Source organism: Haloferax sulfurifontis (genome assembly GCF_014635105.1).
In the GTDB taxonomy this organism is placed as follows: Archaea; Halobacteriota; Halobacteria; order Halobacteriales; family Haloferacaceae; genus Haloferax; species Haloferax denitrificans.
On sequence record NZ_BMCI01000001.1, the window covers coordinates 369,155 to 395,097 of the forward strand.

Genomic DNA, 25,943 nt, shown 5'->3' on the forward strand with positions numbered 1-25,943 from the left:
CGACAAGTAGGTGCGCGGCCCGCGCTGGAACCCGAGTGGCGGGTCCGCTTATTCGGCGTCGGTCGCCGACGACTCGGCCTCGCGGGCGAGTCGCTCGTAGGCGGCCCACGAGGGGTCCACGTCGGGGTGTTCGATGCGCTCGCCGTCGACGACGACGCCCTCGCCCGCGACGACGGTGCCGGCGACGCCGACGGGGGTGCCGCGGGCGTCGAGCGCGGCGACCACGTCGTCCGTGACAGAGGGGTCCGTGGCGACGACGAGCGACCCGGCGGTGGTCGAGCGCCACGGGTCGATGCCGAGGTACTCGCAGGTCTCGCGGACGCCGGGGCGGAGCGGGACGCTCGACTCGTCGATTTCGAGTTGGACGCCCGCGCTCTCGGCGATTTCGTTGAGCGCGCCGTGGACGCCGCACTCGGTGGCGTCGTGCATGGCGTGGACGCCGCGGCCGCCGGCGGCCGAGACGGTCATCGCGTCGCGGACGGCGTCGGTCTCGTCGAGTCGGGCCTGCGCGGCGGCGAGGACGTCGGCGTCGAGGTCGGCGAAAGCGTCCGGGAACAGCGTCGTCAGGAGGCCGGTCGCCTCGACACCCGGTCCCTTCGTCACGAGCACGTCGTCGCCGGGTCGCGCGCCGTCCGGGCGGACCACGTCGTCGTGGTCGCCGACGGCGAGCGCGGTCGCGCCGCCGACCCACGGGTACGAACAGCCGGCGTAACGGGCGGTGTGTCCGGTGACGATGCTCACGCCGAGGTCGTCGGCCTCGTCGTGCATCGCTTCCCAGAGTTCGGCGAACTGGTCGTCGGTCATCTCGGGCGGGAGCGTAAAGGAGACGGCGAGATGCGAGGGGTCCAGCCCCGAGACGGCGATGTCCGAGAGGACGATGTCGATGGCGAACCGGCCCGCGCGCTCGAAGCCGAGCGCAGGGAGCACGGAGACGGGGTCGGTCGCGATGGCGACGGCGGTGCCGCCGATGTCGAGGAGGCCGAAGTCGACGCCGTGGGTCGGGCCGAGCGCCACGTCGTCGCGGGCCGCGCCCAACCGCGGGTAGATGTACTCGTCGAAGAACTCGCGGTCGACCTTTCCGAGGTCGGTCATACGCGACCTGCGGGGGCCGCGAGTAAGAACGTACTCATCCGCCGCCGGCGGGGCCGACTCGGTTGCGTTCGAGGCCCGTTCGTCGTCGCGGTCGCTCGCCGGTCGAAAGGCGGGACGGTCCCCCGTCCCTGCTCATGAAGAGACGCGGAGACGGTTCGAAGGGGCATGGAAAGTCCCACCACCGGACTGCCCGCGTCGCTTCAACCTGAACGCCGGACGTACAAGAACCTCGCTAAGTTCCCTCGATGGACCTATATAGCTCCACGAAGGCGGCGGAGAATACTGCCGCTTCGGGAAAACCGGCCGCCGACAGTCAGACCGGTCGGTGGCCCGCCTCGTCGGGGGTGTTGTTCGGCGTCCGCCACGCGTCGTCGAGGTGTTCGACGACCGCGCGGGCGACGGCGACCGGCTCCTCGTGGTGGACCCAGTGGGTCGCCTCGTCGAACGTCCTGAGGTGGCCGTCCTCGCAGAACGCGAGACTCTCGCGCGCCATCTTCGGCCGGAGGAACCTGTCTTTGCTCCCCCAGACGACGAGCGTCGGCGGTTCGACCGTCTCGGCGCGGGGACGCGGTCGCTCGCGGACGACCGCGCGGTACCAGTCCACCATCGAGCCGTAGGCCCCGGGCACCGACCACGCGGCGCGGTAGCAGTCGAGATCGGTCGCCGAGAACGTGCCGGGGAGCGCGGAGCCGGTCAGCGCCCGCTCTAGGACGGCCCAGTCGCGGACGGGGGCGACGAGTTCGGGGAGCTTCGGAAGCTGGAAGAACAGGACGTACCAGCTCCGGAGCTGTTGGGCCGGGTCGCGGCGGAGGTGGCGGGCGAACACCGCGGGATGCGGGAGGTTCATCGCGGTGACAGAGCGCACCCGGTCCGGGTGGTGGAGCGCGGTCCACCACGCCACCGCGCCGCCCCAGTCGTGGCCGACGACGTGGACCTTTTCGCGGCCGAGCGCGTCCGCGACGCCGACCACGTCGCCGGCGAGTTCGTCGATGCTGTACCACTCGACGCCCGCGGGGCGGTCGCTCAGGTTGTAGCCGCGCTGGTCGAGCGCGACGACCCGATAGCCCGCCTCGGAGAGCGGACGGAGGTAGTCCGCCCACGCGTACCAACACTCCGGGAAGCCGTGGAGGAGGACGACGAGTTCGCCGTCTTCCGGTCCGGCTTCGACCGCGTGGAGCGTGACCTCGCCCGCCTCGATGCGACGGCTCGTCGCCTCGACGGACAGCTCCACGTCGTCGCGCGACAGCCCCGATTGCTTCGCCATACCCCTCGCTACGGCGGCGAGGGACAAATGTGCCGCGGCGACGCGCGGCCGTCGTCTGCGAGAAACGAGTCGGTTCTGCGGGGCGGTAGAGCGGGGCGATGAGCGGCGGTGCGGAGCGAGGCGACTCGACGCGGACCGGACTACCCGAACAGGCGCTTTCTGATGCTCCGCGTGCGGCTCTGTTCGGCCATGAGCACCGAACACTCCACGTCGTCGACGACGTCCATGACGACGGTGCCGCTGACGAGCCGCGAGAGCAGGCCGCGCTCCGTCGCACCGACGACGAGGAGCGACGCGTCGGTCGCGTGGGACTCGATGGCCGTCTCGACGTCGCCGGTCTCGACGGTGAGCGTGGCGTCGCCGAGGCCGCGCTCGTCGGCCCACTCCCGGAGGAAGCGTTCTCCTTCGGCCGCGTCGTCGGCGACGTGGAGGAGTTCGACCTCGGCGTCGCAGAACTCCCGGAGGACCGAGGCGATGGACGCCGAGAGGTCGGAGTCCGGGCCGCCGGCGGTCGGGACGAGCACGTGCGAGGGGTCGAAGCCGCGGTCCTTCAGCACCAACACGTCGTAGGGGAGCGCGTGGGTTATCTCCTCGAACGCGCTCTCGGCGCGGCCGGGCGACCCGTGGCTGTCGGGGCCCCAGCCCATGACGACGAGGTCGGCGTTGTAGGTCTCCGCCGCGTCGAACACCTCCTCGAACGACCGGTGGGAGAGGACGGTGTGGGTCTCGATGTCCACGCCGAGTTCGTCGGCGTCGGCGCGGGCCTGTTCGAGCAGGCGGTCGGCCTCGTCGAAGTCGTACTCCTCGCGGGCCGATTCGAGGGCGGTCTGGTCCGGCACCTTCACGATGTGGACGCCGACGAGCGTCCCGTCGTTGGCCTTGGCGACCGACCCGGCCAGCGACACGAGGTCGCGCTCGCTTTCGGGGTTCGCAAGCGGGACCATGACGCGGTAGCCGCCGTCGGGTTGGACCGACGTGGCGGCCGAGACCGCGGCGTCGGGCATCTCGCTCGACCGAGAGAGCACGTACCGCGAGAGGATGCCCCGCTTGTCGGTGCGCTCGCGGGCGTAGAACAGGTACCAGACGATACCGAAGACGACGAACAGCACCGACAGCCCGATTTCGATGGGGTCGAGGAAGGCGATGAGTCCGAAGGAGAACACCGCACCGAGAATCGGCGTAATCGGGTAGAGCGGAACCGTGAACTCGGGGTCGTAGTCGGGCGCGTCTGACTCGCGCATCACGATGAGCGCGAGGTTGAGAAGCCCGTAGACGATGAGGTGGAGGGCACTCCCGGCCTTCGCCAGCACCTTGATGTCGTCGACGGCGACGAGCGAGAAGACGATGATGAAGCCCGTGACCGCGATGGAGCGGTACGGCGTCGCGAACCGCGGGTGAATCTCGTTGAGCCACGCCGTGACGAGTTTGTCGCGGCCCATGGCGAAGTTGATGCGCGACGACGCGAGGATAGAGGCGTTCGCGCTCGACGCGGTGGCGAGGAGGCCGCCGAAGATGATGAGCCCCGCCCCGAGCCCGCCGAGGCCGAGCGCGGACTCGAACGAGAGTTGCGCGACCTCGACGACGGGGTCGGCACCGGCGGCCGACAGCTCCTGCCACGGCTTGACCGACGCCATGACGATCATCAGGATGGCGTACATCGTCGTGACGATGACGACCGAGCCGACGACCGCGAGCGGGAGGTTGCGGCCGGGGTTCTTTATCTCCTCGGCGACGGTCGTGATTTTCGCGAAGCCGAGGAAGGAGACGAAGACGAGCGCCGTGCCGGGGAGCACCGCGCCGTAGCCGCCGAGTTCGCTCGGCGCGAACGGGCGGAGCGTCGTGAGGTCGGCTTCGAGGAAGCCGAGTATCGAGAAGGCGGTCAGGATGACGACGAGCGTGATGACGATGACGACCTGGAGCGCGCCGGTCTCCTTCGCGCCGACGTAGTTGACGCCGATGAACAGGAGGCCGGCGAGTATCGCGGCCACCTGCACCGCAGACAGGGAGACGACGCCGAGGCTCACCGCCGGTATCGACACGACGCTGACGAGGAAGTCACCGAAGCCGATGACGTAGAACGCCGAGGCGAACGCCAGCCCCATCCAGTTTCCCATGCCCGCGATGGAGCCGAAAAGCGGGCCGAGGGCGTGGTTGACGTAGTAGTAGCTCCCGCCGGCTTTCGGCATCGCGGTACCGAGTTCGGACGCCGACAGCGCCGTGAAAAGCGAGATGACGCCGCCGACGACGAACGAGAGCGCGACGGCCGGGCCGGCGATGCCGTACGCCTCGCGGGGGAGGACGAAGATACCCGCACCGATCATCGTTCCGACGCCGATGGTGAGCGCGGCGACGGGTCCGAGGTCTTTGGCGAGTTCCTCGTCGGTCATGTTTCACCCCCGGCATCGCCGTCGTCGTCCGCTCCGGCCGGCAAAACGACCACGGGCCGGTCGCTGTGCCGGACCAGTTGGTCGCGGACCGCGCCCGAAAACAGGTCCCACCACGAGCGACCGCCGCGCGGGGTGAAGACGATTGCCGTCGCGTCGGCGTCTTCGGCGGCGTCGAGGATGGCGTCGCCGACATCGGTCGCAAACCGGAGGTCGGTGTGGAGGTCGATACCGGCGTCGTCCGCGGCGCGGCGGGCGACCCCGAACAGTTCGTCCGCGACCTCCTCGCGCTGTTCGACGCCCGCTTTGTCCGGCGCGCCGCCCGCCTTCTCGATGACGTGGACGACGGAGGCCCGACCGCCGGCCGCGGCGATGCGCGGGAACGCGGCGGCGCAGGTGAGTTCGGCGTCGTCCGCGTTCGCGAGCGGGAGCAGGGGACGCGAGAACAGCGGCTCGACGTGGTCTGTCATCTGTCGAACCCGCGAAGTTGGGAGTGTCGGAGGCGATTCCACCCGGCGGAACGGGATTGTGCCGGGGTGCCGATGCCCGATTCACAACGTGACCGTCGGGAATTCATGTGCCGGGGTTGTGCGCCAATCGGTTTAGAAGTTCGCAAACCGGGGTACGGTGTCGAGCGATTCGGTCCCTGCGAGACGGAGCCCTCAGACGGCGGTGACCCACGCCCGGTACGCGTCGTCGCGGCCGTAGACCGCCTGAAACACGCGGTCCGCGAAGCCGGCGAGGCGGTTGGCGTCCGAGCGGGCGGTGATGCGGACGTTCGTCCCCTCGGCCTCCTCGGGGCTCTCCAACTGGTCGATGCGGAACTCGGGGAACTCCGAGAGGAGCGTCTTGAGGCGGTCGAGTTCCCCTTCGGTCACGTCCATGTTGAACGTCTGGTCGGCGAACTGAATCCACGGGCCGGGGCCCTCGCCGTCGATGTCGTCGAGGCGCTCGGCCTCGATGGTGAGAAAGGCACTGCCGCGGTCGCGGTGCGCCGACACGGCGTCGGCGAAGAGCTTCCGGCGCTCGCGGGGGGTGTCGGCCTCGAATCGAGTCATGTGGACGGATACAGCCGCGCGGTACAAAAGCGACCCGCGTCGATGCGGCGGGGGGCGGCCGCTGGACGACCGCCGGAGCGCGCCCGCACCTCAGAACAGCACGAGGACCGCGGCGAGCGCGAGCGCGCTGACGGTCAGCAGTTGCACGCCGAGGACGGCGAGCGGGGCCGTCCCCGTCCGCCGCATCGCGTCGAGTCGGACGTCGAGGCCGAGGCCGACGAACGCGAGCGCGAACAGGGCGTCGCTGGTGGTGCCGACGGTCGCGAGCGTCGCGTCCGAGAGCAGGCCGAGGTTGGCGACGGCGGCGACGGCGACGAAGCCGACGAGGAACCGCGGGACGCCGTCGAAGACGGCGCGCAGACCGGTCGCGGCCTCCTCGGCCCGACCGGCGTAGCGGACCGCGTAGGCGACGGCGACGAAGCCGAGCATGGAGTTGCGCGCGAGCTTGGTGACGGTCGCCCAGCGACCCGCCACGTCGGAGTGGGCGAAGCCGGCCGCGGTGACGGGGCCGGTGCTGAACATGCTCAGACCGGCCCAGATGCCGAACTGGCGGCCGGACAGCGGGAGCAGGTCGCCGGCGATGGGGAACACCGCGAGCGTGAGCGCGTCGAACAGGAGGACCGCGGCGACGACGTGGGCGAGCGACTCGCCGTCGGCGTCGATGGTGCCGGCGATGGCGGTGGCCGCGGAGACGCCGCAGACGCTCGCGCCCGCCGCGAGGAGCGACCCGGTCTTGTCGGCGAGGCCGAACACGCGCCCGGCGACGGCCTCGACGAGGAGGACGCCCGCGGCGACGGTGACGACGACGAGCGCGACGAGCACGGGGCCGGAGGCGACGAGTTCGTCGACGGCGATGCGAGCGCCGAGCAGGACGATACCCGTTTCGAGGAGGAGTTTCTGCGTGTCGACGCCGGGGCGCGCCCAGTCGGGGACGCCGACCGTGTTGGCGATGGCGGCCCCGAAGAAGACGCCGAGCAGGAGTGCGTTGACGCCGGGGACGACCCCGGCGACGAGGGTGGCCGCCGCCGCGAGAGCGACGAGGAGGCCGACGCCGGGGGCGAGTCGCGCGAGTCGACCGACGCCGGCGTCCGTGGCGTCCGTGTCTGCCCCGGCGCTCACGGCCCGAGCGCCGCGAGGACGGTCACGACGACGAGTCCGAGGGCGGTCGCGCGCCAGCCGCGTTCGAGCGTACACCACAATCCGTACGCGCGCTCGACGGCGGTCGCGCCGAGCGCGTCGCGCATGAGGGACGAATCGCGCATCTGTCAGTGCCACGCGGGCCGCCCCGTTGAACGTGTCGCTTCCGTCTGTGAAACCGGCAACAAAACCCTCGAATACCGCGGTGGGACGGCCGAACGAGCTGTAGGCCGACAAACAAGGAGCAACATTTTCTTGTTCCTCGGACCGTCGCCGTCGCAGAACTCAGTACGTATCTTCAACACTATATGCTCTCGCTGGATGGGGTCAGATATGGGAAAGCGCATCCTCCTGCTCGGAGCGCCGGGCGCAGGTAAGGGCACACAGTCGAAGCGACTCGCCGAGACCTACGGCGTCGAACACGTCACCACCGGCGACGCACTGCGCGCGAACAAGGACATGGAGACCGAGTACGGGACGCCCCGTTCGTTCATGGAGAAGGGCGAACTCGTCCCCGACGCGGTCGTCAACGAAATCGTCGAGGCCGCGCTGGCGGACGCCGACGGCTACGTCCTCGACGGCTACCCGCGGAACCTCTCGCAGGCGGAGTACCTCACCGAAATCACCGACCTCGACGCGGTCATCTACCTGAAAGTCGCCGAGTCCGAGCTCGTCGAACGGCTCACCGGCCGCCGCGTCTGCGACGACTGCGGCACGAACTTCCACGTGAAGTTCAACCAGCCAGAAGAGGAGGGCGTCTGCGACGACTGCGGCGGCGAACTCGTCCAGCGCGACGACGACACCGAAGAGACCGTCCGCGAGCGCCTGTCGGTGTTCGAGGAGAACACCGAACCGGTCATCGAGCACTACCGCGACGAGGGCGTCCTCGTCGAAGTCGACGGCGAACAGACCCCCGACGAGGTCTTCGAGGACATCCGGTCCGTCGTCGACGACGCGTAAGCGGGGGTTCGACGCGCGAACCGCCTCATCGACGCAGTTCGACGCGACGTTTTTCACCGACGGAACGGGAGCGCCAGCGTCGCCGCCGGCGCGCTCGCTGTCGTCCGCAGAGTAAAACCTTGATAACAGCCGGTTGCTAATGAGCCGGTAATGGCACGAATCGAATCTCGGGTGCGCGACCTCGTCGGCTCCGACGCCGACATGCGCGCCGCCGTCGAGACCGTCCTCGACCGGGCGGACGACGGAGAAGTCGAGTGGGCCGACGTTCGCGACGAGCTCACGAGCGGCCAGTGGGGTCGCCTCATCGAGAAGGGTATCCTCGTCGACGGCGACGAAGGGTTCCGGCTCGCCGACGTGGGTGAGACCCGCGCCGGCCTCGAAGACGACACGTCCGGCTCCGGCGGCTCGTCGTCCTCGTCGACCGACATCGACACCGGCGACTCCTCGTGGTCGAAGTACGACAAGGGCGCGGCCGTCGTCACGGTCGGCCTGTTCCTCGGCTACTCCGTCTCCGAGGTCCGCAACCTCATCGGCGGCGTGATGGACGTGGCGCTCGGCCCGCTCGCCGAGATGCTCCCGTTCTACGCCGTCGTGATGGTCCTCGCGCTCGCGACCGGCCTCTACTCCACGCTCCTGCAGGCGAACCTCATGGACATGGAGAAGATGGGCATGTATCAAGAGCGGATGAAGGACATCCAACAGCGGCAGAAGGACGCCAAGGAGCGCGGCGACGACGCGGAGCTCGAAAAGATTCAAGAAGAGCAGATGGAGGCGATGGGCGACCAGATGGGCATGTTCAAAGAGCAGTTCCGCCCGATGGTCTGGATTATGTTCCTCACCATCCCGGTGTTCCTCTGGATGTACTGGGCCATCGGCGTCGGCGGGAACGCCCAGCCGCACATCATCACCGGGAACATCGTGCTCCCGCTCGTCGGCACCGCCGAGTGGACGCAGGGCGTTCTCGGTCCCATGCAGGCGTGGATCGTCTGGTACTTCCTCTGCTCGATGGGCTTCACCCAGATCATCCGCAAGAGCCTGAACATCGACATGTCGCCGTCGGCGTCGTAAGCCGGTTCGGGCGACTCGAAACAACCCGATTTCTCTCTCCGTTTCCGACACTCACCAGCCGCGCGCCAACCGCGGGACGCCACCTCGTTGCGCCGCCGCGAGCTGTCCGCCCTGACCCCGTGCGAAGCCTCCGCAGGGGCCGTCGGCAACGATAACACCTTTTAGCCGACCGCACACAGCATGGATATGTTACTGACCGTCTCCGGACCACCGGGCAGCGGAAAGAGTACGACCGCCGCCGCGCTCGCCGAGGCGTTCGACCTCGAACACATAAGCGGCGGGGACATCTTCCGCGAGCTCGCCGCCGAGCGCGACATGACCGCCGTCGAGTTCAACAAACTCGCCGAGGAGGACGACCAAATCGACCGCGACCTCGACCGCCGCCTCCGCGATATCGCGCTCGACCGCGACGACGTGCTCCTCGAATCCCGACTCGCCGGCTGGCTCGCGGGCGACGCCGCCGACCTCCGCTTCTGGCTCGACGCCCCGGTGGACGTCCGCGCCGAGCGCATCGCCGACCGCGAGGACAAAGCGCCCGACATCGCCCGCGAGGAGACCACGACCCGCGAGGCGAGCGAGGCCAAGCGGTACGACGCGTACTACGACATCGACATCACGGACCTCTCTATCTACGATATCGCGCTCAACACCGCCCGCTGGGGCCCCGACGAGGTGACGGCCGTCTGCATCGCCGCGGTCGACTCCTACGACCCCGAGGCCGACGAGGGCAAATACCCGGTCGAAGGCGTCCGCTACGACTTCTGACCATGCTCCGAGACCCGCCCGAACACCGGAGCGTCGACGACCTGCTCTCGTTCGGCGTCGTCAACCTCGACAAGCCGCCGGGGCCGTCGGCCCACCAGGTCACCGGCTGGGTCCGCGACATGGCCGACGTCGACCGTGCCGCCCACTCGGGAACGCTCGACCCGAAGGTGACCGGCTGTCTGCCGACCCTCCTCGGCGACGCGACCCGCATGGCGCAGGTGTTCCTCGAAGGCTCCAAGGAGTACGTCTCCGTGCTCGAACTCCACGGGCCCGCCCCCGCCGACATCGACTCGACCGTCGCCGAGTTCGAATCGAAGCTCTACCAGAAGCCCCCGCGGAAGTCCGCCGTCTCGCGTCGCCTCCGCGTCCGCGAGGTCTACGACCTCGACCTCCTCGAAGTGAAAGACAGACAGGCGCTCCTGCGCATCCGCTGTGAGTCGGGGACGTACGTCCGAAAGCTGTGTCACGACCTCGGACTCGCGCTCGGCACCGGCGGCCACATGGGACACCTCCGCCGGACCGCGACCGACCCCTTCGACGACGCGGACCTCGTGACGCTCCACGACCTCACAGACGCCCTCGCGTTCGCCGCTGAGGGCGACGAGTCGTGGCTCCGCGACGTGGTCTCGCCCGCCGAACGGGCGCTGTCGCACCTCCCGTCGGTCACGATTGCCAACAGTGCCGCCCGCGAGGTCGCCAACGGCGCGCCCGTCTACGCCCCCGGCGTCTTCGACGTCGACGCCGACGCCGCCCGCGGCGATCTCGTCGCCTGTTTCACCGACGACGGCTCCGCGGTCTGTCTGGGCGAACTCGTCGGCGACGCCGACGCCGACTCGGGGACGGTCGTCTCGCTGGAAGCCGTGTTGGTCTGAAGCGCGACGCTACTTTCTCCGGCGCTTTCTGTCCGCGTCCGCGAGCGTCTCCGCCTGCTCGTTGACCGAGGCGACCTCCCGCTTCGCGTCCGATTTGTCGAGGTCGTAGACGTAGCGCCACGACGCCAACGGGTAGCCGTGCGACTCCTCGGGGTGGTCCGCGGCCGGTTCGGACTCGCCACCGCGGCGAATCGACCACCACCTGACGGCCGCGACGCCCACTGCGAGGAGGACGAGGAGCATCACGACGAACGGGAGCAGTCCGAGCGGGACGCTCTGGAGGGACGTGAACATGGGTTGTCATTACTTCCGAGGCGACAAAAGCGTATTCGCGGCGCAACGCCGAGGGGTCGAGAGCGTTCGAACCGCGGGACGACGGTGCGATACCGTGGCACGTCACCCCGTCGCGTCGCCGCGACGAAACGAAGGGCTTAACCGCGAGACACGCATCGCTTTGAATGCACCCCGGGACCGTGGGGTAGTGGTATCCTCTGCCGATGGGGTCGGTAGGACCTGAGTTCGACTCTCAGCGGTCCCACTCCACCTTTTTACTTCGTCGACTGTCGCTCTCCGAGCGACAGTCTCCTCGCAAAAATCTGGACCAAAAATGTCCCGTGAGGGCTCGCTTCGCTCGCCTCGCGGTGCAGTAACCAAACGGCGACGGACAAAAATCTCGTGGTGGCTCCGAGCTTGACACTATGTGACCTCCTGCTACACCCAGCAACAACTGCAAAAAATCGGCCGAGAACCGCTATTCAGGTCGAGACGGCATCGCAGGTCCAGCCGGGGTCGGTGCCCGTCCGCCGGATGAGGTCCGCGCGGCACGCCGGACAGTAGTCGGGGACCGTCGTTTCGCCCCGCGGGACATAGACGCCACCGCCGCATTCCACGCACGCATCGGCGACGACTGTGGTGCAGTCCGCACACAGGTTGAAGTCGTCAACCGTGAGGTCGCGCAGCACTTCGAGCTTTTTGTCCAGGATGTACTCGTCGATAACCGCCTGACAACTGTGGCACGGCTTCATAGCGATACAGCGTGTCAATTGAGACCGTGCCACATATACCTGTCGTCGGAGGAGTCTCTTGTCGCGGAATCTCAGTCGGAAGAGACCATCGTCGGAGACGGAAACTGTCACGTATACGCGAGAGAAGATCTAGCGCGCCCGATGCGAACGTGATTCACAGAATACGTAAGTGACTCGGCGACGAGTTAGTATTTGCTGCTGTCAGAGGCACATCGGGGGTGGCAAACGGAATCAGCCGCCCTCCACACCACCCATTCTCCTGCGTCTACTGGTCCGAGTAACGGCTCCGAAGGCCGACGTTTAGCTCCCTGCGCCCGCGTCGGCGGAGTCTCCGTACATCTCGGCGAGCATCGCGTCCGCCGCCCGGTGGACGCCCACGAGCACGGCCACGCTCGCCACGATAGTCGCGACCGACAGCGGCGTCGAGAGCAGGCCGAGCGAGACGATGAGCGTCGTCGCGCACGCCGGCGGGTGGACCGCGTCGAGTTCGACCATCGCCCACCCCGTCGCGGCGACCGAAACCGCCCCGCTCGTGACGAGTCGGAGCGTGTCCGGCGACGCGGCCGGAAGCGACGAACCGAGCGTCAGGCCGGGGGCGACGAGCGCGTAGGCCGCGAAGCCGACGACGGCACCGACGGCGTGGCCGCCGACGATGCGAGTCGAGCGGGCGCGCGCGCCGCGCCGCCGAAACGCCAGTACGAACGCCGTGGGGCCGAGGCTCGGAAAGACGAACGGCTCGCCGGTGGCCCACGCGATACCGCCGAGCGCGGCGACGAGCAGGCCGGCGGAGAGCCCCGTTTCGAGGCCGCGCCGAGACATGCGACACGCTCTGTCGGCGTCGCGTGAAAACGCTGTCTGATTCGAGTGAAGCGAGAGGAGACCGCGAGGTCGGCGGGAGGAGAGCCTAAATCCAGCCCTCTTGGGCGAGCAGTTCGCCGTTGAGGACGGAGGCGCCGGCCGCGCCGCGAATCGTGTTGTGCGCGAGGCAGTTGTACTTCACGCCGTGGTCGGTCGACTGGATGCCGCCGGCCGAAATCTGCATCCCGTCGCCGCGGTCGCGGTCGAGACGGGGCTGTGGGCGGAACTCGTCCTCGAAGACGTGGATGAGCTGTTCGGGCGCGCTCGGGAGGTCGACGCCGGGGTACTCGCGCATCGCGGCGGCGACGTCCTCGGGGGAGGCGTCGTCGGCGAGGTCGGCGAAGACGCTTTCGAGGTGGCCGTCGAGCGTCGGGATGCGGTTACACGAGGCGTTGACCTCCGCGCCGTGGAGTGCGACCTCCGCACCGTCGAACGAGCCCAGAAGCTTGCGGGACTCCGTCTCCATCTTCTCGTCTTCGCCGCCGATGTGCGGGATGGCGTTGTCGATAATCTCCATCGAGGTGACGCCGTCGTAGCCCGCGCCGGAGACGGCTTGGAGGGTCGTGACGTCGACGCGTTCGAGGCCGAACTGGTCGAGCGCGGCGAGCGTCGGGACCATCGTGATGGTCGAGCAGTTCGGGTTCTTCACGAGCGCGCCGTCCCAGCCGCGCTGGTCGCGCTGGACCTCGATGAGGTCGAGGTGCTCCGGATTGATCTCCGGAATCGTGAGCGGCACGTCGGAGGCCATGCGGTCGTTCGAGGAGTTCGACGAGACGACGTAGCCCGCCTCGAGGAACTCGGGTTCGACCTCGGCGGCGACCGACGACGGGAGCGACGAAAACAGGAGGTCGATGTCGTCGGGCACGTCCGCGGGGTCGGTGCTGCCGACTTCCATCGCGGCCACGTCGTCCGGGATGGGCGTGTTGACGCGCCACTTCGCGGCCTCGTCGTATCGCTTGCCCGCGCTCGACTCGCTCGCGGTCAGCGCCGCGAGTTCGAACGTCGGGTGGTCGTCGAGGAGTTGGATGAATCGCTGTCCGACTGCGCCGGTTGCACCGAGGATGCCGACTCGTACTGCCATTACCCGTGTCGTAGTGTGGCACACGCATAAGGCCGTTTGGATTTGAACCAGTATTCGCGGCGGATAGTGCCAGAGAAGTGTAATCTCGGCCGTTCCTTCACGGTCGAACACACAAATCGTCGTCTGTCGAAGCGGGCACCGACGTGCGTTGGTAAAACCGATAGAATAACGTGCGGTTCCCTGAAAGACTACCGCAAATGTTCAGCAAGGTTCTCGTCGCCAACCGAGGCGAGATCGCGGTGCGCGTCATGCGCGCCTGCGAGGAGTTAGGAGTCCGGACCGTCGCCGTCTACAGCGAGGCGGACAAACACGGCGGGCACGTGCGGTACGCCGACGAGGCGTACAACATCGGTCCCGCCCGCGCGGCCGATTCCTACCTCGACCACGAGTCGGTCATCGAGGCCGCGCGGAAGGCCGACGCCGACGCCATCCACCCCGGCTACGGCTTCCTCGCTGAGAACGCCGCGTTCGCCCGGAAGGTCGAGGCGTCCGAGTTCAAGTGGGTCGGCCCGTCGGCCGACGCCATGGAGCGCCTCGGGGAGAAGACGAAGGCCCGCGCGCTCATGCAGGACGCCGACGTGCCGGTCGTCCCCGGCACGACCGAGCCCGCCGACTCCGCCGACGACGTGAAGGCCGTCGCCGACGAGTTCGGCTACCCGGTCGCCATCAAGGCCGAAGGTGGCGGCGGCGGCCGCGGCCTGAAGGTCGTCCACTCCGAGGACGAGGTCGACGAGCAGTTCGAGACGGCCAAGCGCGAGGGCGAGGCGTACTTCGACAACGCCTCCGTCTACGTCGAGAAGTACCTCGAAGCGCCGCGCCACATCGAGGTGCAGATTCTCGCCGACGAGCACGGTAACGTCCGCCACCTCGGCGAGCGCGACTGCTCGCTCCAGCGCCGCCACCAGAAGGTCATCGAGGAGGCCCCGTCGCCGGCGCTGTCCGACGACCTCCGCGAGCGCATCGGCGAGGCCGCCCGTCGCGGCGTCCGGGCCGCCGACTACACCAACGCCGGCACCGTGGAGTTCCTCGTCGAGGACGGCGAGTTCTACTTCATGGAGGTCAACACGCGCATTCAGGTCGAACACACCGTCACCGAGGAAGTGACGGGCCTCGACGTGGTGAAGTGGCAACTGCGCGTCGCCGCCGGCGAGGAACTCGACTTCTCGCAAGAGGACGTGGACATCGAGGGCCACTCGATGGAGTTCCGCATCAACGCCGAAGCCCCCGAAAAGGAGTTCGCGCCCGCGACGGGCACGCTCGCGACGTACGACCCGCCGGGCGGCATCGGCGTCCGCATGGACGACGCCGTGCGTCAGGGCGACGAGATCGGCGGCGACTACGACTCGATGATTGCCAAGCTCATCGTCACCGCCTCGAACCGCGAGGAGGTCCTCGCCCGCGCCGAGCGCGCGCTCGCCGAGTTCGACATCGAGGGGCTTCGCACGGTCATCCCGTTCCATCGCCTCATGCTCACCGACGAGGCGTTCCGCGAGGGGAGCCACACGACGAAGTACCTCGACGAGGTGCTCGACCCCGACCGCATCCAGGCCGCCGTCGAGCGCTGGTCGCCCGAGGCCGTCGCCGACGATGACGACGACGACGAGGTCACGGAACGCACCTTCACCGTCGAGGTCAACGGCAAGCGCTTCGAGGTCAGCCTCGAAGAGCGCGGCGCGCCCGCCATCCCGGTCGGCGACGCCTCGGGGAAATCCAACTCCTCTGGGCCGCGAAAGCGCCGCGACGACGGCGACGACGACGACTCCCAGCAGATTATCGAGGGCGACGGCGAGTCCATCACCGCCGAGATGCAGGGGACCATCCTCTCGGTCGAAGTCGAGGAAGGCGACGAGGTCGAACCCGGCGACACCGTCTGCATCCTCGAAGCCATGAAGATGGAAAACGACGTGGTCGCCGAGCGCGGCGGCACCGTCTCGCAGGTCCTCGTCGCCGAGGGCGACAGCGTCGACATGGGCGACGTGTTGCTCGTCCTCGAATAGGCCCGAGGCCTCGGACCCGACGCTCGAACCGCGAACCTCTTTTCCCGTGCGCCGGTACCGACCTCCATGAGCGACACGCGACGCGCCCTCCTCGACGCACTCGCCGCGGGTCCCGTCTCCGGGCCCGAGCTCGCCGACCGACTGGGCGTCTCCCGCGCCGCGGTCTGGAAGCACGTCGAATCACTCCGCGACGAGGGGTTCGGCGTCGAGAGCGCCGACGACGGCTACGTCGTCACCGACGTGCCGGAGTACGGCGGCCCGGCAATCGAGTACGGCCTCGACGCCGACTACGACGTGGAGTTCCACGAGACGCTCGACTCCTCGAACGACCGCGCCCGCGAACTCGCCGCCGAGGGCGCGAGCGACGTGGTCGTCGTCGCCCGCGAGCAGACCGCCAGCCGGGGCCGGAAACGTCGGGAGTGGTCCGCGCCGGACGGCGGCGTCTGGCTGAGCCTGCTCGTCCGCCCGGACGAACCGCCGGCGTACGCCCCGCTGTACACGCTGGCGATGGCCGTCGCCGTCTGCGACGCGGCGCGCGAGGCCGGGGTTGACGCGAGCATCAAGTGGCCGAACGACGTTATCGTGAGCGAAGCGAACGATAACCCGTCGGGCGCGAAAGCGTCCGACGGTGTCTCCGCGAGCGAAGCGAGCGGAGATTCACCGGCTCACGCCGGTGGCGTTGCCACGAGCGAAGCGAGTGGCAGTTCGTCTGCGAACGCAGACGGTATTTCCGCGAGCGAAGCGAGCGGAGGTTCACCGGCTCACGCCGGTGACCGTTCGAACGACCCCGCCACGCCCGCCGACCGCGGCTACCGAAAGCTCTGCGGCGTCCTCACCGAGATGGAAGGCGAGGCCGACCGCGTCTCGTGGCTCGTCATCGGTCCCGGTGTCAACGTCAACCTCGACCCCGCGGACCTCCCCGAGGGCGCGACGAGCGTCGCCGCGGAAGCGGGCCCCGTCGAACGCCGCGTGTTCGTCCAGCGGGTGCTCGAACGCTTCGACGAACTGCGCGGCGACCTCGACGCGGTCCTCCCGGCGTGGCGCGAGCGGGCGGGCACGCTCGGAAGGCGGGTCCGCGTCCACACCGCGAGCGGCGTCATCGAGGGGGAAGCAGTCGATATCGAACACCCCGGCACGCTCGTCGTCCGGACCGACGAGGGAGAAAAACGAGTCCACGCCGGCGACTGCGAGCACCTGCGCCCGGCCGACGGCGGGCGCTAAATCCGCGACCGAACCCGCGCACCGCTGTTTCTGCCGTTCGCCGTTCCGCTACTCTCCGCCGTCGGCGGTCGCCGTCGAGTCGGCGGCGGCGTCAGCCTCCGCGGGAGAATCCGCGGGCGACTCCGGCGCGGCCTCGCCCGGCACCTCGACGGCGTGCTCGTCGGCGTCGTCGCCGCCGCCCTCGATGCGGACGGTCAGGACGGGGACTTTCGACGCGCGGACGACCTTTTCTGCGACCGACCCGAGGAGGAGCCGGTCGATGCCGCCGCGGCCGTGGGTCCCCATCACGATGAGGTCGCACTCGCCGCGCTCGGCGAACTCGACGATTTCGCGGCTCGGGGTCCCTTCGAGGACGTGCGTCTCGGCGGGGACCCCCTGCGCCTCGGCCGCGCGCTCGACTTGGTCGAGCGCCGACTCGGCGTCGGCGCGCAACATGTCGTCGAGCCCCTCCCACGACGATTCCATCGGGAGCCCCGCGAAGCTCCCCGCGTTCACCACGTACACCCCGTGGAGTTCCGCATCGTGGACGGCCGCTAACGCCGCCGCGTGGACCGCGACGCGCTCGGAGCCGGCGGAGCCGTCGATGGGAACGATGATTCGGTCGTACAACACCATGACACTTGATAACATATTCTCGGGGTCGGTAATAACCCTTTGCTACGGGAGGAGTACTGCGAGAATAGGTCTGCCCCGTACGCGCTCTGCGGCCCGTCGGGTGCAGATTCCGGAAGCGGGGGCTCGTCCGAACTCAGAGGTACACGTCTTTCACGTCCGCCTGTCCGGCCCGGCGGACGACGGCGCGGACCACGTCCTCGACGCCCGCGAGGTTGTCCGTGTCGCCGTCGAGGACCAGAAGCTTGGCGTCGCGGCCCTCCTCGACGAGGCCGTAGTTCAGCCCGGCGATTTCGGCCCCGTTGACGGTCGCCATGCGGAGGACTTCGGCGGCCGACACGTCCGCCAGCTTGGAGGTGAACTCCATCTCGCGGAACATCGAGGGGCTGTTGAGCATCACGTTGTCCGTGCCGAGCGCGACGGTGGTGCGGTCGACCAGTTCGCGAATCGGCGCGACGCCCGCGTCGGTGACGAGGTTCGACCGCGGGCAGATGACGACGGGTATCTCGCTGTCCTCGACGCGTTCGAGGTGGAGCGCCTCGGGGTGGACCATGTGGACGAGGAAGTCCGGTTCGAGGTCCAACGCGGCGTTGATGTCGTGGGCGTCGCGCTCGCCCGCGTGGATGCCGAACAGCTTTCCGGCGGCCGCCGTCGCGTTCCGGAGCGCGCCGAACTCGCCGTCCCGCGCGCCCGACGCGCCGAAGCCGTCGGCGATTTCCATCGCGTCCGCCGTCTCGCGGCCGAAGACGACCGCCTCGATGTCGCGGCCGTCGAGCGCCCGCCGGATGACGTCGACGCCCTCGACGCCTCCCTCGCGGAACTCCAGACACGCCGCCGTCCCGCCGGCCTCCATCATCCGGAGCGACCGGTGCATCGCGGCGGCTTTCTCCTCGGTGCTGGCCGCGCGGAGCAGTCGGTGTTTCAGCCCGTCCGGCGGCGCGACGAGGTCGTCGAGCGACAGCCCCTCGCCGGCCTCCTTGGCGATGGAGTCGCCGAGGTGGGTGTGGGCGTTGACGAACGCAGGCAGGATGATATCCGTCGAATCGGTCGCCGTCTCCTCGATTGCGGTTATCGTGCCCTCTTCGACGACGACCCGCCCCTCGACCGGGTCGAAGTCGCGGCCGCGGAGTATCGTACCCTCGAGTTGCATCGCTCTCGACTGCGTCTCGGCGGTGCTTGAACCTCCCGTCTCGGGACGGCGGCTACTCGAACTCGTCGAGCGTCGCGTTGAGACCGCTTCTGACCTCGGCGACGAGTGCGCCGTCCACGTCGAGGCCGAGCACGTCGGCGGCCGCGCGGCCGACCCGCTCTGTCTCCTCGCGCGGGGCGTAGACCCCGAGTCGCCACTGCTGTTCCTGTGCGGTCCGGAGCGCCTGCACGAGCGGCGACTCCCGCTCCAACTGCCGCATCTCGCCGTTGACCATCACCCGCGACGAGGACTCGGTCATCGACGGGCGCGAGGGCACGTCGAGGATGACCGACTCGGGCGACACGTCGGCGGCGTCGGCGATGTCCCGCTCGAACGCCGCGAGCGCGTCGTGTTCGGCGTCGATAATCGAGTCGGGGACGTTCGGCAACTCCGCCCAGACCGCGCGCTTGTAGAGGTCGCGGGTGGCCAGTCGCTCGGCGAACCCCCTCGTCGAGTCGGTGAGGCGGAGCGCGACGAGCAGGTCGGGGTCGTCCATCCGGCGGAGCTCCTCGGCGTCGATGTCGGGTTCGTCGAGCAGTCGCTCCGACGCGCGCCGGAGCATCGCCTTCGAGATGCGCGCGACGTGGTGCTGGTAGACGGTCGGGTTCATGAGCGCGCGGGCGAGAAGGAGCGATTCGGCGGTCTGGACGTTCCCCTCCGCGAGGACCAACTCGCCGTCGACGAACGTCAGTTCCCGAATCAGGCGCTCGTGGTCGATGGTGCCGTAGGGGACGCCGGTGTGGTGGGCGTCGCGGACGAGGTAGTCCATCCGGTCGACGTCCAACTCCCCGGAGACGAGTTGGCCGAACTCTCCGTCGCCTTCGACGAGGGCGGCGACGCGCTCGGAGTCCAACCCCTCGGCCTCCAGCGTCTCGCCGACGGTCCCGCGCGCGACGAGTTCCTCCACGTCGTCGTGGTACTTGCCGGTGTGGCGGTGGGTCACGTCCTCGATGTTGTGGCTGTAGGGACCGTGGCCGACGTCGTGGAGGAGCGCCGCGGCCTCGACGTGGGCGGCGGCGTCGCCCTCGATGCCGAGATGCGAGAGGGCGCGAGAGGCGAGGTGGTAGACGCCGAGGCTGTGCTCGAACCGCGTGTGGTTCGCCGAGGGGTAGACCAGCTGGACGGTTCCCAACTGCTTGATGTGCCGGAGGCGCTGCATCTCCGGCGTATCGAGGAGGGCTTCGGCCGCGCCCTCGACCTCGATGTGGTCGTGGACGCTGTCCTTGATGGTCGTCATGGTGGGTGAGTCGGCCGCCATCGGTGAAAAAGGGTCGGACGGCCGTGTCTCGCCGACTCTCCGCGCGCTTCAGACGGGGGTCGTCACGCGAACCGGGAGCCCGAGCACGTCCACGGCGGCCGCGGCCACCTCGTCGCGGACCGCCTCGGGCGCGTAGACGCCGAGTCGCCACTGCGTCCGCTCAGTCGACCGGAGCGCGCCCACGAGTTCGGAGGCGTCTTCGAGCCGTCGGACGACGCCGTTGACGACGACGCGCGACCGGGACTCCTTGATTCGCGGCCGCGACGGCGCGTCCACGATGACCGATTCGGGCGACACGTCGGCGGCGTCGGCGACCTCCCGCTCGGCCGTCCACGTCGCCTCGTAGTCGAGTTCGACCACGTCGGTCGGCACGGCGTCGATAGGGGCCCAGACGGCGCGCTTGTAGAGGTCGCGGCGCTCGATTCGGCGGCCGAGGTCGGGCACGCGCTCGCCGAGGGCGACGAGCAGGTCGTGGTCGGCCATCCGGACGAACTCCTCGATGGGCACGCCGTCGTCGACGAGGCGCTCGGAGGCGCGTTCGAGCATCGCGCCCGCGATGCGGGAGACGTGGTGGCGGTAGACGGTCGCGTTCATCAGCGCCCGGGCGAGAAGCAGTGATTCGGCGGTCTGGACGTTCCCCTCGGCCAACACGAGTTCGCCGTCTCGGTACCGGAGTTCGCGGACGAGGCGGCCGTGGTCGATGGTTCCGTAGGGGACGCCGGTGTGGTGGGCGTCGCGGACGAGGTAATCCATCCGGTCAACGTCCAACTCGCCCGAGACCAACTGCCCGAGGCCGCCCGCGCCGTCGACCATGTCGGCGACGCGGTCCGGGTCGAGACCGTGGTCGGTCAGGACCGCGCCGACCGCGGTCCCGTCGAGCAGGTGGTGAATCTCGTCGTGGTCGCGGCCGGTGCGCCGGCGGATGAGCTCTTCGGTCTGGTGGCCGTAGGGGCCGTGGCCGACGTCGTGGAGGAGCGCGGCGGCGCGGACGTGGGCGGCGCGGTCGCCGTCGACGCCGAGATGCGAGAGGGCTCGGGAGGCGAGGTGATAGACGCCGAGGCTGTGTTCGAACCGCGTGTGGCTCGCGGAGGGGTAGACGAGCCGGACCGTCGAGAGCTGTTTGATGTGTCGAAGCCGCTGGAACGCGGGCGTGTCGACCAGTTCGGCGGCCACGGGGTCGAGGGAGATGTAGTCGTGGACGCTGTCCTTGACGGCGGTCATGGCGGGTGTAACACGAGAGGAGTCAAATAGCCGAGCATTCGCGCCGTCGCAGGGGCGCGATAGGCGGGGTGACTCCTGTTCGGCCGCCCACAAACCGTTTCACTCGGGAGCAACGAGACGCCGACATGAGCCTCCGCTCGGCACTCGGAAACGCCATCGGCTACGCCCTCGTCGGCTTCGCGTGTCTCTCCGTGGTCTTCGCGGGGTACTGGGCCGCGATGAGCGCCCTGACCGGCGTGACCGCCGGGCGCGCGATGTTCGTCATGTCCGGCCTCGGTGCGGCCGTGACGACCGGCTTCTCGGGCTACTTCGTCAGGAAGGCGGTCGCCGGACAGGTGATGCCGTCGGAGTTCGACGTGTCGGTAGCCTATCGCGGCGGGCCCTGACGAGGGCGTCGTGGGGCTCCACGACTTATCGACATCCACCGACGACCGGCCGGCGTCTCCGGTGAAGGAACTTTCAAACGGACACTCGCCCTACGGCGCATCATGGTCACCTTCCTCGCCGGGGGTACGGGCACCCCCAAACTCCTCGACGGGGCCGCCGGGGTGTTCGACCCCGCCGAGACGACCGTCGTCGCCAACACCGGCGACGACGTGGAACTCGGCGGCCACCTCGTCTGTCCCGACGTGGACACCGTCCTCTTCGCCGGCGGCGGCGTCCTCGATACCGACCGCTGGTGGGGCATCGCCGACGACACCACCGCGACCGACGACGAACTCCACCGCCTCGCCGACGCGGCCGGGCTCGAACCCGGGCCGCGCTACCTCCCCGAGTCGGCCCAGACCGTCGGCCGCGACATCGCCCGCTGGCGGCGCTTCTCCGGCGTCGCGGAGTTCATGGAAATCGGCGACCGCGACCGCGCGGTCCACATCACCCGCACCTCGCTTCTCGACGAGGGGAACTCGCTCACCGAGGTCACACGGACGCTCGCCGACGCCTTCGACCTCGACGTGTCGCTCCTCCCGATGAGCGACGACCCCGTGGCGACGCTGATTCACACCGACGAAGGGACGATGCACTTTCAGGAGTACTGGGTCCACCGCCGCGCCGACCCCGCCGTCCGCGACGTGGAGTTCCGCGGGGCCGACGACGCCGCAGTCACCGACGAAGTCGCCGACGCCCTCGCAGAACCTGTCGTCGTCGGCCCCTCGAACCCCGTCACGAGCATCGGGCCGATGCTCGCCATCGACGGCTTCGCGGACGCCCTCGCCGACACGCCGGTCGTCGCCGTCTCGCCGTTCGTGGAGGACACCGTGTTCTCCGGCCCCGCCGCCGACCTCATGGAGGGCGTCGGCTACGACCCCTCGACCGCGGGCGTCGCCGAGGCCTACCCCTTCGCCGACGCGTTCGTCCTCGACGCGGACGACGGCACCGACCTCGACCGCCCGGTCGTTCGGACCGACACCCGAATCGACGGTCCCGACGACGCCGAGCGCGTCGCCCGCGCCGTTTCCGAGGCGCTCGCGGAGGTGTCGTGATGTTCGCCCCGCGAGTCGCCGTTTCGAGCCTCAGCGGCGAGTCCGACGCCGCGTGGGCCGAGGGCGCGGCCCCCCACGTCGGCGCGGCGTTCCTCGGCGGCGTCGCCCTCGACGAGCCCTCGCAGGCGGCGGCCCGCGACCTCGTCGCCCGCGGGCGCTCGGAGTTCCTCGCCGACGACCCGGTCGCCTTCGTGTCCGACCAACTCGATTCCCTCGCCGGGTTCGACGGCGAAGACCGCTTCGTCGCCGTCAACGTCAGAGCGACCTCGGCCGACCCGATTCGAGAGGTCGCCGCCGTCTGCGCCGACCGCGGCGCTGGCGTGGAGATAAACGCCCACTGCCGACAGGACGAACTCTGCGCCGTCGGCTGTGGCGAGACGCTCCTGCGCGATTCCGACCGACTGGCCGCGTACGTCGCCGCGGCCGCCGAGTCGGACGCGCCGGTCGGCGCGAAAGTCCGCGCCGAAATCGACGGCGTCGACCTCCCGAGCCTCGCGGTCACGCTCGCCGACGCGGGGGCCGACTGGCTCCACGTCGACGCGATGGACTCCGAAGCCGTGATTGCCGACGTGGCCGCCGCCGCGCCCGACCTCTTTCTCGTCGCCAACAACGGCGTCCGCGACCGCGAGACGGCGACCGAGTACCTCGACTGCGGGGCCGACGCGGTGAGCGTCGGGCGGCCGAGCGACAATCAGACGGTCCTCCGCCGGGTCCGAACCGCCGTGGACGACTGGTTCGCCGAACGCGGGAACGCCGCCGAGTCGGGCGACGACGGCGGGGTGTCGGCCTGATGGTCGCGCCCGTCTCGGACCGCGGGTTCGGCCCCGCGCGCCACGCCGAACTCGCGCTCCTGCTCGAAGTCGCGGGCACGCCCAAGCCGGGCAACGTCGACCGCCGGCGCGACCTCTCTGACCTGCACTTCGAACACTTCCTCACGGGCGCGGTCGGCTCCGCGGCCGGTCTCGAACTGGCCGAATCGGGCGCGTCGGTCGGCGAGGCGTTCGAGGCGGCGGTCGCCGGGATGAGCCGACAGGGCGGCGGCAACACCCAGTTCGGCTGTCTCCTGCTTCTCGTGCCGCTCGTCCGGGCCGCCGCGGACGACGACCGCGACCTCACTCCCGCGGGCGCGACCGACGTGGCCGAATCGACCACCGTCGCCGACGCGGTCGGGTTCTACCGCGCGTTCGAACACGTCGACGTGGCCGTCGGCGACGTGCCCGAGGACGCCCCGGACCTCGACGTTCGGCGCGGCGGCGACGCCGCCGAGGCGCTCCGAGAGCGCGGAGTCACGCTCTCCGACGTGATGGACCTGAGCGCCGACCGCGACGCCAACGCCCGCGAGTGGACCGGCGGCTTCGCCCGGACCTTCCGCGCGGCCGAGGCCATCCTCGCCGACGACGGCCCCGTCACCGACCGCGTCGCTCGCGCGTTTCTCGACCTGCTCGCGGAGGAACCGGACACGCTCGTGGCGACGAATCACGGCGAGGCCGTCGCCCGCGACGTGATGGCCCGCGCGGCCGACATCTCGGACCCCGACGAGGCCGAGGAACTGGCCGAGGCGTTCGTCGCCGAGGGCATCAACCCCGGGACGACCGCCGACATCGCCTGCGCGGCGACGTTCGTCGCGCTGGAGCGGGGGGTGCCGCTGTGAGCGACGAGCGCGAATCCGGCCCCGACAGCGCGGTTGACTGGCCCGTCGAACTCCGCGGCGTCACCGAGACGGTCGTCGCCACGCTCGGGCCGAACGACCGGTGGAACTTCGCGGCGCTCGGCGTCCACGCGCCGGAGGCCGGCGACGCTCCCGCCGGCGTGTCTTCCGGGTCGCCACCGCCGGCGACCGCGACGACGTGGGGCAACACCCGGACCCGTCGGAACTTCCATCGACAGGGCGGCGGTGTCGTCCAGTTCGTCTCCGACCCGCGGGCGTTCGTCGAGGCCGCGATGACCATCTACGAGCGGGAGTCGCCGGTCCTCGACTCGGCCGACGCGTGGGCCGAAGTCGAGGCAACCGCGGTCGATTCCGGCGAGGACGGCGGGACCGAGTGGGAGGAATGGGAACTCCGGCCCGTCGATGCCGCGGTCGAGCAACGCCGACCGTTCACCATCAACCGCGGCTTCGGCGCGGTCGTCGACGCGACGGTGGCGGCCTCGCGCCTCGACGTGCCGGCGTTCGACACCGACGACCTGCTGGACCGACTCGACTACTTCGCCGAGACGGTCGAGAAATGCGGCGGGAACAGAGAGCGCGAGGCGTTCGAACGAATCGACGAGTTGACGGGCTGGCGCGAGCGGGCGGCCGCGAGACGGAACGAATCGTTTTAGTGTTCGTCCGGGGAATCTTCCGACATGGCAATCAAGCCCAAGTACGTCAAGCAGCTTGGTAACATCCTGCTGGAGCGATACCCGCAGGCGTTCAACACGGACTTCGAGACGAACAAGGACAGCGTCGAGGAACTGACCACGGTCGAGTCGAAGGGCGTCCGCAACCGCATCGCCGGCTACATCACGCGCAAGAAGGGCGGCCAGGGCGCGTAAGTTCGAGTCAGTCGATTCTCTCTGCGAACACATCTTCTCCAGCCCGCGCGGAGCGGCCGCGCCGGTCCGCTCGCGTCCGGGAGCCGCGGGCGCGTGGCCCCGCACGCGTCGGTTCCCAGTACACTATACCCGAACGAACCCCTCCCGAGGGCTTTCGACCGGTCCGGAGGAAGCGTTTAGGCCGCCCTCCCGCGACGTACCGGCATGCGCGTCATCGGTCACCGCGGCTGTCCCGCCCTCGCCCCCGAGAACACGCTCGCCGCCTTCGAGGCGGCCGCAACGCGACTCGACTGGGTCGAACTCGACGTTCGGCGCTGTGGTTCCGGCGAACTCGTCGTCTTCCACGACGAGACGCTTGACCGCCTGACCGGCGCGCCCGGCCGCGTCGCCGACACGAGTCTCGCGGAGTTGCAGGCACTCACGGTCGGCGACTCCGAGGAGTCGGTTCCGACGCTCGCCGCGGTGTTCGACGTCCTCCCGGACCGCGTCGCGGTCAACGTCGAACTGAAAGAAAGCGGCCTCGCCGCCGACCTCGCGGCCGTCGTCGCCGACGCGGGAAACGAGATACTCGTCTCGTCGTTCGACGCCGAGGCGCTCCGCGAGGTGCGCGAGGCGAGCGCGCTCCCGGTCGCGTTCCTCTTCGCGGCCGACTGGGCGGAGTCGCTGGCGGTCGCCGCCGACCTCGACTGCGCGGCCGTCCACCCGCACTACGACCTGCTCTCGTCGGCGCGGGTCGAGGAGGCGCACGACCGCGGCTTCGAGGTCAACGCGTGGACGGTCCCCGACCGCGAAGTCGCGCGGCGACTCCGGGAGTACGGCGTGGATGGCGTCGTCGTCGACGACCCGGGAGTCGCGGGGTAAACGA

At 69.5% G+C, this 25,943-nt stretch carries 28 protein-coding genes and 1 tRNA gene; 14 read left to right on the plus strand and 15 right to left on the minus strand.

Going from position 1 to position 25,943, the window contains the following annotated elements:
- Positions 1-48: 48 nt before the first annotated feature.
- The 7 genes from IEV64_RS02050 to IEV64_RS02080 all read right to left on the minus strand — a co-directional run bounded on the left by IEV64_RS02050 (position 49) and on the right by IEV64_RS02080 (position 7,060).
- Positions 49-1,092, minus strand: a complete 1,044-nt coding sequence (locus IEV64_RS02050) for a HypE family hydrogenase expression/formation protein (RefSeq protein ID WP_007274636.1) — start codon at positions 1,090-1,092, stop codon at positions 49-51.
- A gap of 313 nt (positions 1,093-1,405) precedes the next feature.
- A complete protein-coding gene (locus tag IEV64_RS02055) occupies positions 1,406-2,356 on the minus strand; it encodes an alpha/beta fold hydrolase (RefSeq protein ID WP_188423000.1) in 951 nt (316 codons plus the stop codon).
- A gap of 140 nt (positions 2,357-2,496) precedes the next feature.
- Positions 2,497-4,743: an amino acid permease gene (locus IEV64_RS02060; RefSeq protein WP_188423001.1), complete on the minus strand. Its 2,247-nt coding sequence runs from the start codon at positions 4,741-4,743 to the stop codon at positions 2,497-2,499.
- Entirely contained in the window at positions 4,740-5,210 is a 471-nt protein-coding gene (locus IEV64_RS02065; RefSeq protein WP_188423002.1) for a universal stress protein, read from the minus strand. The genes IEV64_RS02060 and IEV64_RS02065 overlap by 4 nt, the downstream gene beginning before the upstream one ends.
- A gap of 192 nt (positions 5,211-5,402) precedes the next feature.
- The gene (locus tag IEV64_RS02070; RefSeq protein WP_007274632.1) at positions 5,403-5,798 is read right to left on the minus strand and encodes a DUF7975 family protein; all 396 of its coding nucleotides are present in this window, start codon (positions 5,796-5,798) and stop codon (positions 5,403-5,405) included.
- A 90-nt stretch (positions 5,799-5,888) separates the two neighbouring features.
- The gene (locus IEV64_RS02075; protein ID WP_188423003.1) at positions 5,889-6,917 is read right to left on the minus strand and encodes a YeiH family protein; all 1,029 of its coding nucleotides are present in this window, start codon (positions 6,915-6,917) and stop codon (positions 5,889-5,891) included.
- Positions 6,914-7,060, minus strand: coding sequence for a hypothetical protein (locus IEV64_RS02080; RefSeq protein WP_160166870.1), 147 nt, complete (start codon positions 7,058-7,060; stop codon positions 6,914-6,916). Before IEV64_RS02080 ends, IEV64_RS02075 begins: the two co-directional genes overlap by 4 nt.
- A 208-nt stretch (positions 7,061-7,268) precedes the next feature.
- Here IEV64_RS02080 and IEV64_RS02085 point away from each other — a divergent pair, with 208 nt between their 5' ends.
- The 4 genes from IEV64_RS02085 to IEV64_RS02100 all read left to right on the plus strand — a co-directional run bounded on the left by IEV64_RS02085 (position 7,269) and on the right by IEV64_RS02100 (position 10,600).
- Positions 7,269-7,895: an adenylate kinase gene (locus IEV64_RS02085; protein ID WP_007274630.1), complete on the plus strand. Its 627-nt coding sequence runs from the start codon at positions 7,269-7,271 to the stop codon at positions 7,893-7,895.
- Positions 7,896-8,045: 150 nt separating this feature from the next.
- Positions 8,046-8,963: a DUF106 domain-containing protein gene (locus IEV64_RS02090; protein WP_007274629.1), complete on the plus strand. Its 918-nt coding sequence runs from the start codon at positions 8,046-8,048 to the stop codon at positions 8,961-8,963.
- A gap of 186 nt (positions 8,964-9,149) precedes the next feature.
- Positions 9,150-9,728, plus strand: coding sequence for a (d)CMP kinase (gene cmk / locus IEV64_RS02095; protein ID WP_004969859.1), 579 nt, complete (start codon positions 9,150-9,152; stop codon positions 9,726-9,728).
- Between the two features lie 2 nt (positions 9,729-9,730).
- The gene (locus tag IEV64_RS02100; RefSeq protein WP_188423004.1) at positions 9,731-10,600 is read left to right on the plus strand and encodes an RNA-guided pseudouridylation complex pseudouridine synthase subunit Cbf5; all 870 of its coding nucleotides are present in this window, start codon (positions 9,731-9,733) and stop codon (positions 10,598-10,600) included.
- 9 nt (positions 10,601-10,609) lie between these two features.
- On the opposite strand, the gene IEV64_RS02105 is transcribed toward IEV64_RS02100, so the two are convergent.
- Positions 10,610-10,894 (minus strand): hypothetical protein, encoded by a 285-nt coding sequence (locus tag IEV64_RS02105; RefSeq protein ID WP_188423005.1) that lies wholly within the window; start codon positions 10,892-10,894, stop codon positions 10,610-10,612.
- A 173-nt stretch (positions 10,895-11,067) separates the two neighbouring features.
- Between IEV64_RS02105 and IEV64_RS02110 the strand changes: the two genes are divergently transcribed.
- A tRNA-Pro gene (locus IEV64_RS02110) sits at positions 11,068-11,138 on the plus strand.
- Between the two features lie 217 nt (positions 11,139-11,355).
- Here IEV64_RS02110 and IEV64_RS02115 read toward each other — a convergent pair.
- From IEV64_RS02115 to asd, 3 genes are all read right to left on the minus strand, one after another.
- On the minus strand, positions 11,356-11,625 hold the full coding sequence (locus IEV64_RS02115; protein WP_007274626.1) for a DUF7571 family protein: 270 nt from the start codon (positions 11,623-11,625) through the stop codon (positions 11,356-11,358).
- A 300-nt stretch (positions 11,626-11,925) separates the two neighbouring features.
- Entirely contained in the window at positions 11,926-12,444 is a 519-nt protein-coding gene (locus tag IEV64_RS02120) for an HPP family protein (protein WP_188423006.1), read from the minus strand.
- An 85-nt stretch (positions 12,445-12,529) separates the two neighbouring features.
- A complete protein-coding gene (gene asd, locus IEV64_RS02125; RefSeq protein ID WP_188423007.1) occupies positions 12,530-13,564 on the minus strand; it encodes an aspartate-semialdehyde dehydrogenase in 1,035 nt (344 codons plus the stop codon).
- 197 nt (positions 13,565-13,761) lie between these two features.
- Between asd and pccA the strand changes: the two genes are divergently transcribed.
- Both pccA and IEV64_RS02135 read left to right on the plus strand, forming a co-directional pair.
- Positions 13,762-15,561, plus strand: a complete 1,800-nt coding sequence (gene pccA / locus IEV64_RS02130) for a propionyl-CoA carboxylase biotin carboxylase/biotin-carboxyl carrier subunit (RefSeq protein WP_188423008.1) — start codon at positions 13,762-13,764, stop codon at positions 15,559-15,561.
- A gap of 66 nt (positions 15,562-15,627) precedes the next feature.
- The gene (locus IEV64_RS02135) at positions 15,628-16,782 is read left to right on the plus strand and encodes a biotin--[acetyl-CoA-carboxylase] ligase (protein ID WP_188423009.1); all 1,155 of its coding nucleotides are present in this window, start codon (positions 15,628-15,630) and stop codon (positions 16,780-16,782) included.
- 48 nt (positions 16,783-16,830) lie between these two features.
- On the opposite strand, the gene IEV64_RS02140 is transcribed toward IEV64_RS02135, so the two are convergent.
- The 4 genes from IEV64_RS02140 to IEV64_RS02155 form a co-directional block, all read right to left on the minus strand.
- On the minus strand, positions 16,831-17,397 hold the full coding sequence (locus IEV64_RS02140) for a universal stress protein (RefSeq protein ID WP_188423010.1): 567 nt from the start codon (positions 17,395-17,397) through the stop codon (positions 16,831-16,833).
- Between the two features lie 133 nt (positions 17,398-17,530).
- Positions 17,531-18,544, minus strand: a complete 1,014-nt coding sequence (locus IEV64_RS02145) for an amidohydrolase family protein (RefSeq protein WP_007274620.1) — start codon at positions 18,542-18,544, stop codon at positions 17,531-17,533.
- Positions 18,545-18,596: 52 nt separating this feature from the next.
- A complete protein-coding gene (locus tag IEV64_RS02150; protein WP_188423011.1) occupies positions 18,597-19,820 on the minus strand; it encodes an HD domain-containing protein in 1,224 nt (407 codons plus the stop codon).
- 69 nt (positions 19,821-19,889) lie between these two features.
- A complete protein-coding gene (locus IEV64_RS02155; protein ID WP_188423012.1) occupies positions 19,890-21,062 on the minus strand; it encodes an HD domain-containing protein in 1,173 nt (390 codons plus the stop codon).
- A 125-nt stretch (positions 21,063-21,187) separates the two neighbouring features.
- Here IEV64_RS02155 and IEV64_RS02160 point away from each other — a divergent pair, with 125 nt between their 5' ends.
- From IEV64_RS02160 to IEV64_RS02190, 7 genes are all read left to right on the plus strand, one after another.
- Complete coding sequence (locus IEV64_RS02160) at positions 21,188-21,448, plus strand: hypothetical protein (RefSeq protein WP_188423013.1); 261 nt, start codon at positions 21,188-21,190, stop codon at positions 21,446-21,448.
- A gap of 102 nt (positions 21,449-21,550) precedes the next feature.
- The gene (gene cofD / locus IEV64_RS02165) at positions 21,551-22,543 is read left to right on the plus strand and encodes a 2-phospho-L-lactate transferase (RefSeq protein WP_188423014.1); all 993 of its coding nucleotides are present in this window, start codon (positions 21,551-21,553) and stop codon (positions 22,541-22,543) included.
- On the plus strand, positions 22,543-23,334 hold the full coding sequence (locus IEV64_RS02170) for a tRNA-dihydrouridine synthase (protein ID WP_188423015.1): 792 nt from the start codon (positions 22,543-22,545) through the stop codon (positions 23,332-23,334). Before cofD ends, IEV64_RS02170 begins: the two co-directional genes overlap by 1 nt.
- Positions 23,334-24,194, plus strand: coding sequence for a triphosphoribosyl-dephospho-CoA synthase (locus IEV64_RS02175; protein ID WP_188423016.1), 861 nt, complete (start codon positions 23,334-23,336; stop codon positions 24,192-24,194). Before IEV64_RS02170 ends, IEV64_RS02175 begins: the two co-directional genes overlap by 1 nt.
- Entirely contained in the window at positions 24,191-24,865 is a 675-nt protein-coding gene (locus IEV64_RS02180) for a DUF447 domain-containing protein (RefSeq protein ID WP_188423017.1), read from the plus strand. Before IEV64_RS02175 ends, IEV64_RS02180 begins: the two co-directional genes overlap by 4 nt.
- Before the next feature lie 24 nt (positions 24,866-24,889).
- Positions 24,890-25,078, plus strand: coding sequence for a 30S ribosomal protein S17e (locus IEV64_RS02185; protein ID WP_004042417.1), 189 nt, complete (start codon positions 24,890-24,892; stop codon positions 25,076-25,078).
- Between the two features lie 204 nt (positions 25,079-25,282).
- A complete protein-coding gene (locus tag IEV64_RS02190; protein ID WP_188423018.1) occupies positions 25,283-25,939 on the plus strand; it encodes a glycerophosphodiester phosphodiesterase in 657 nt (218 codons plus the stop codon).
- The last annotated feature ends 4 nt before the right edge of the window (positions 25,940-25,943 follow it).

Excerpts from the sequence above, each read along its gene's own strand:
- IEV64_RS02070 (WP_007274632.1), bottom strand. The coding sequence starts at position 5,798 with ATGACTCGATTCGAGGCCGACACCCCCCGCGAGCGCCGGAAGCTCTTC.
- IEV64_RS02050 (WP_007274636.1), bottom strand. The coding sequence starts at position 1,092 with ATGACCGACCTCGGAAAGGTCGACCGCGAGTTCTTCGACGAGTACATC.
- IEV64_RS02085 (WP_007274630.1), top strand. The coding sequence starts at position 7,269 with ATGGGAAAGCGCATCCTCCTGCTCGGAGCGCCGGGCGCAGGTAAGGGC.
- IEV64_RS02080 (WP_160166870.1), bottom strand. The coding sequence starts at position 7,060 with ATGCGCGATTCGTCCCTCATGCGCGACGCGCTCGGCGCGACCGCCGTC.
- IEV64_RS02060 (WP_188423001.1), bottom strand. The coding sequence starts at position 4,743 with ATGACCGACGAGGAACTCGCCAAAGACCTCGGACCCGTCGCCGCGCTC.
- IEV64_RS02150 (WP_188423011.1), bottom strand. The coding sequence starts at position 19,820 with ATGACGACCATCAAGGACAGCGTCCACGACCACATCGAGGTCGAGGGC.
- pccA (WP_188423008.1), top strand. The coding sequence starts at position 13,762 with ATGTTCAGCAAGGTTCTCGTCGCCAACCGAGGCGAGATCGCGGTGCGC.
- IEV64_RS02170 (WP_188423015.1), top strand. The coding sequence starts at position 22,543 with ATGTTCGCCCCGCGAGTCGCCGTTTCGAGCCTCAGCGGCGAGTCCGAC.
- IEV64_RS02135 (WP_188423009.1), top strand. The coding sequence starts at position 15,628 with ATGAGCGACACGCGACGCGCCCTCCTCGACGCACTCGCCGCGGGTCCC.
- IEV64_RS02185 (WP_004042417.1), top strand. The coding sequence starts at position 24,890 with ATGGCAATCAAGCCCAAGTACGTCAAGCAGCTTGGTAACATCCTGCTG.
- cofD (WP_188423014.1), top strand. The coding sequence starts at position 21,551 with ATGGTCACCTTCCTCGCCGGGGGTACGGGCACCCCCAAACTCCTCGAC.
- IEV64_RS02120 (WP_188423006.1), bottom strand. The coding sequence starts at position 12,444 with ATGTCTCGGCGCGGCCTCGAAACGGGGCTCTCCGCCGGCCTGCTCGTC.
- IEV64_RS02065 (WP_188423002.1), bottom strand. The coding sequence starts at position 5,210 with ATGACAGACCACGTCGAGCCGCTGTTCTCGCGTCCCCTGCTCCCGCTC.
- IEV64_RS02190 (WP_188423018.1), top strand. The coding sequence starts at position 25,283 with ATGCGCGTCATCGGTCACCGCGGCTGTCCCGCCCTCGCCCCCGAGAAC.
- IEV64_RS02100 (WP_188423004.1), top strand. The coding sequence starts at position 9,731 with ATGCTCCGAGACCCGCCCGAACACCGGAGCGTCGACGACCTGCTCTCG.
- asd (WP_188423007.1), bottom strand. The coding sequence starts at position 13,564 with ATGGCAGTACGAGTCGGCATCCTCGGTGCAACCGGCGCAGTCGGACAG.
- IEV64_RS02115 (WP_007274626.1), bottom strand. The coding sequence starts at position 11,625 with ATGAAGCCGTGCCACAGTTGTCAGGCGGTTATCGACGAGTACATCCTG.
- IEV64_RS02140 (WP_188423010.1), bottom strand. The coding sequence starts at position 17,397 with ATGGTGTTGTACGACCGAATCATCGTTCCCATCGACGGCTCCGCCGGC.
- IEV64_RS02160 (WP_188423013.1), top strand. The coding sequence starts at position 21,188 with ATGAGCCTCCGCTCGGCACTCGGAAACGCCATCGGCTACGCCCTCGTC.
- IEV64_RS02145 (WP_007274620.1), bottom strand. The coding sequence starts at position 18,544 with ATGCAACTCGAGGGTACGATACTCCGCGGCCGCGACTTCGACCCGGTC.
- IEV64_RS02155 (WP_188423012.1), bottom strand. The coding sequence starts at position 21,062 with ATGACCGCCGTCAAGGACAGCGTCCACGACTACATCTCCCTCGACCCC.
- cmk (WP_004969859.1), top strand. The coding sequence starts at position 9,150 with ATGTTACTGACCGTCTCCGGACCACCGGGCAGCGGAAAGAGTACGACC.
- IEV64_RS02175 (WP_188423016.1), top strand. The coding sequence starts at position 23,334 with ATGGTCGCGCCCGTCTCGGACCGCGGGTTCGGCCCCGCGCGCCACGCC.
- IEV64_RS02055 (WP_188423000.1), bottom strand. The coding sequence starts at position 2,356 with ATGGCGAAGCAATCGGGGCTGTCGCGCGACGACGTGGAGCTGTCCGTC.
- IEV64_RS02105 (WP_188423005.1), bottom strand. The coding sequence starts at position 10,894 with ATGTTCACGTCCCTCCAGAGCGTCCCGCTCGGACTGCTCCCGTTCGTC.
- IEV64_RS02090 (WP_007274629.1), top strand. The coding sequence starts at position 8,046 with ATGGCACGAATCGAATCTCGGGTGCGCGACCTCGTCGGCTCCGACGCC.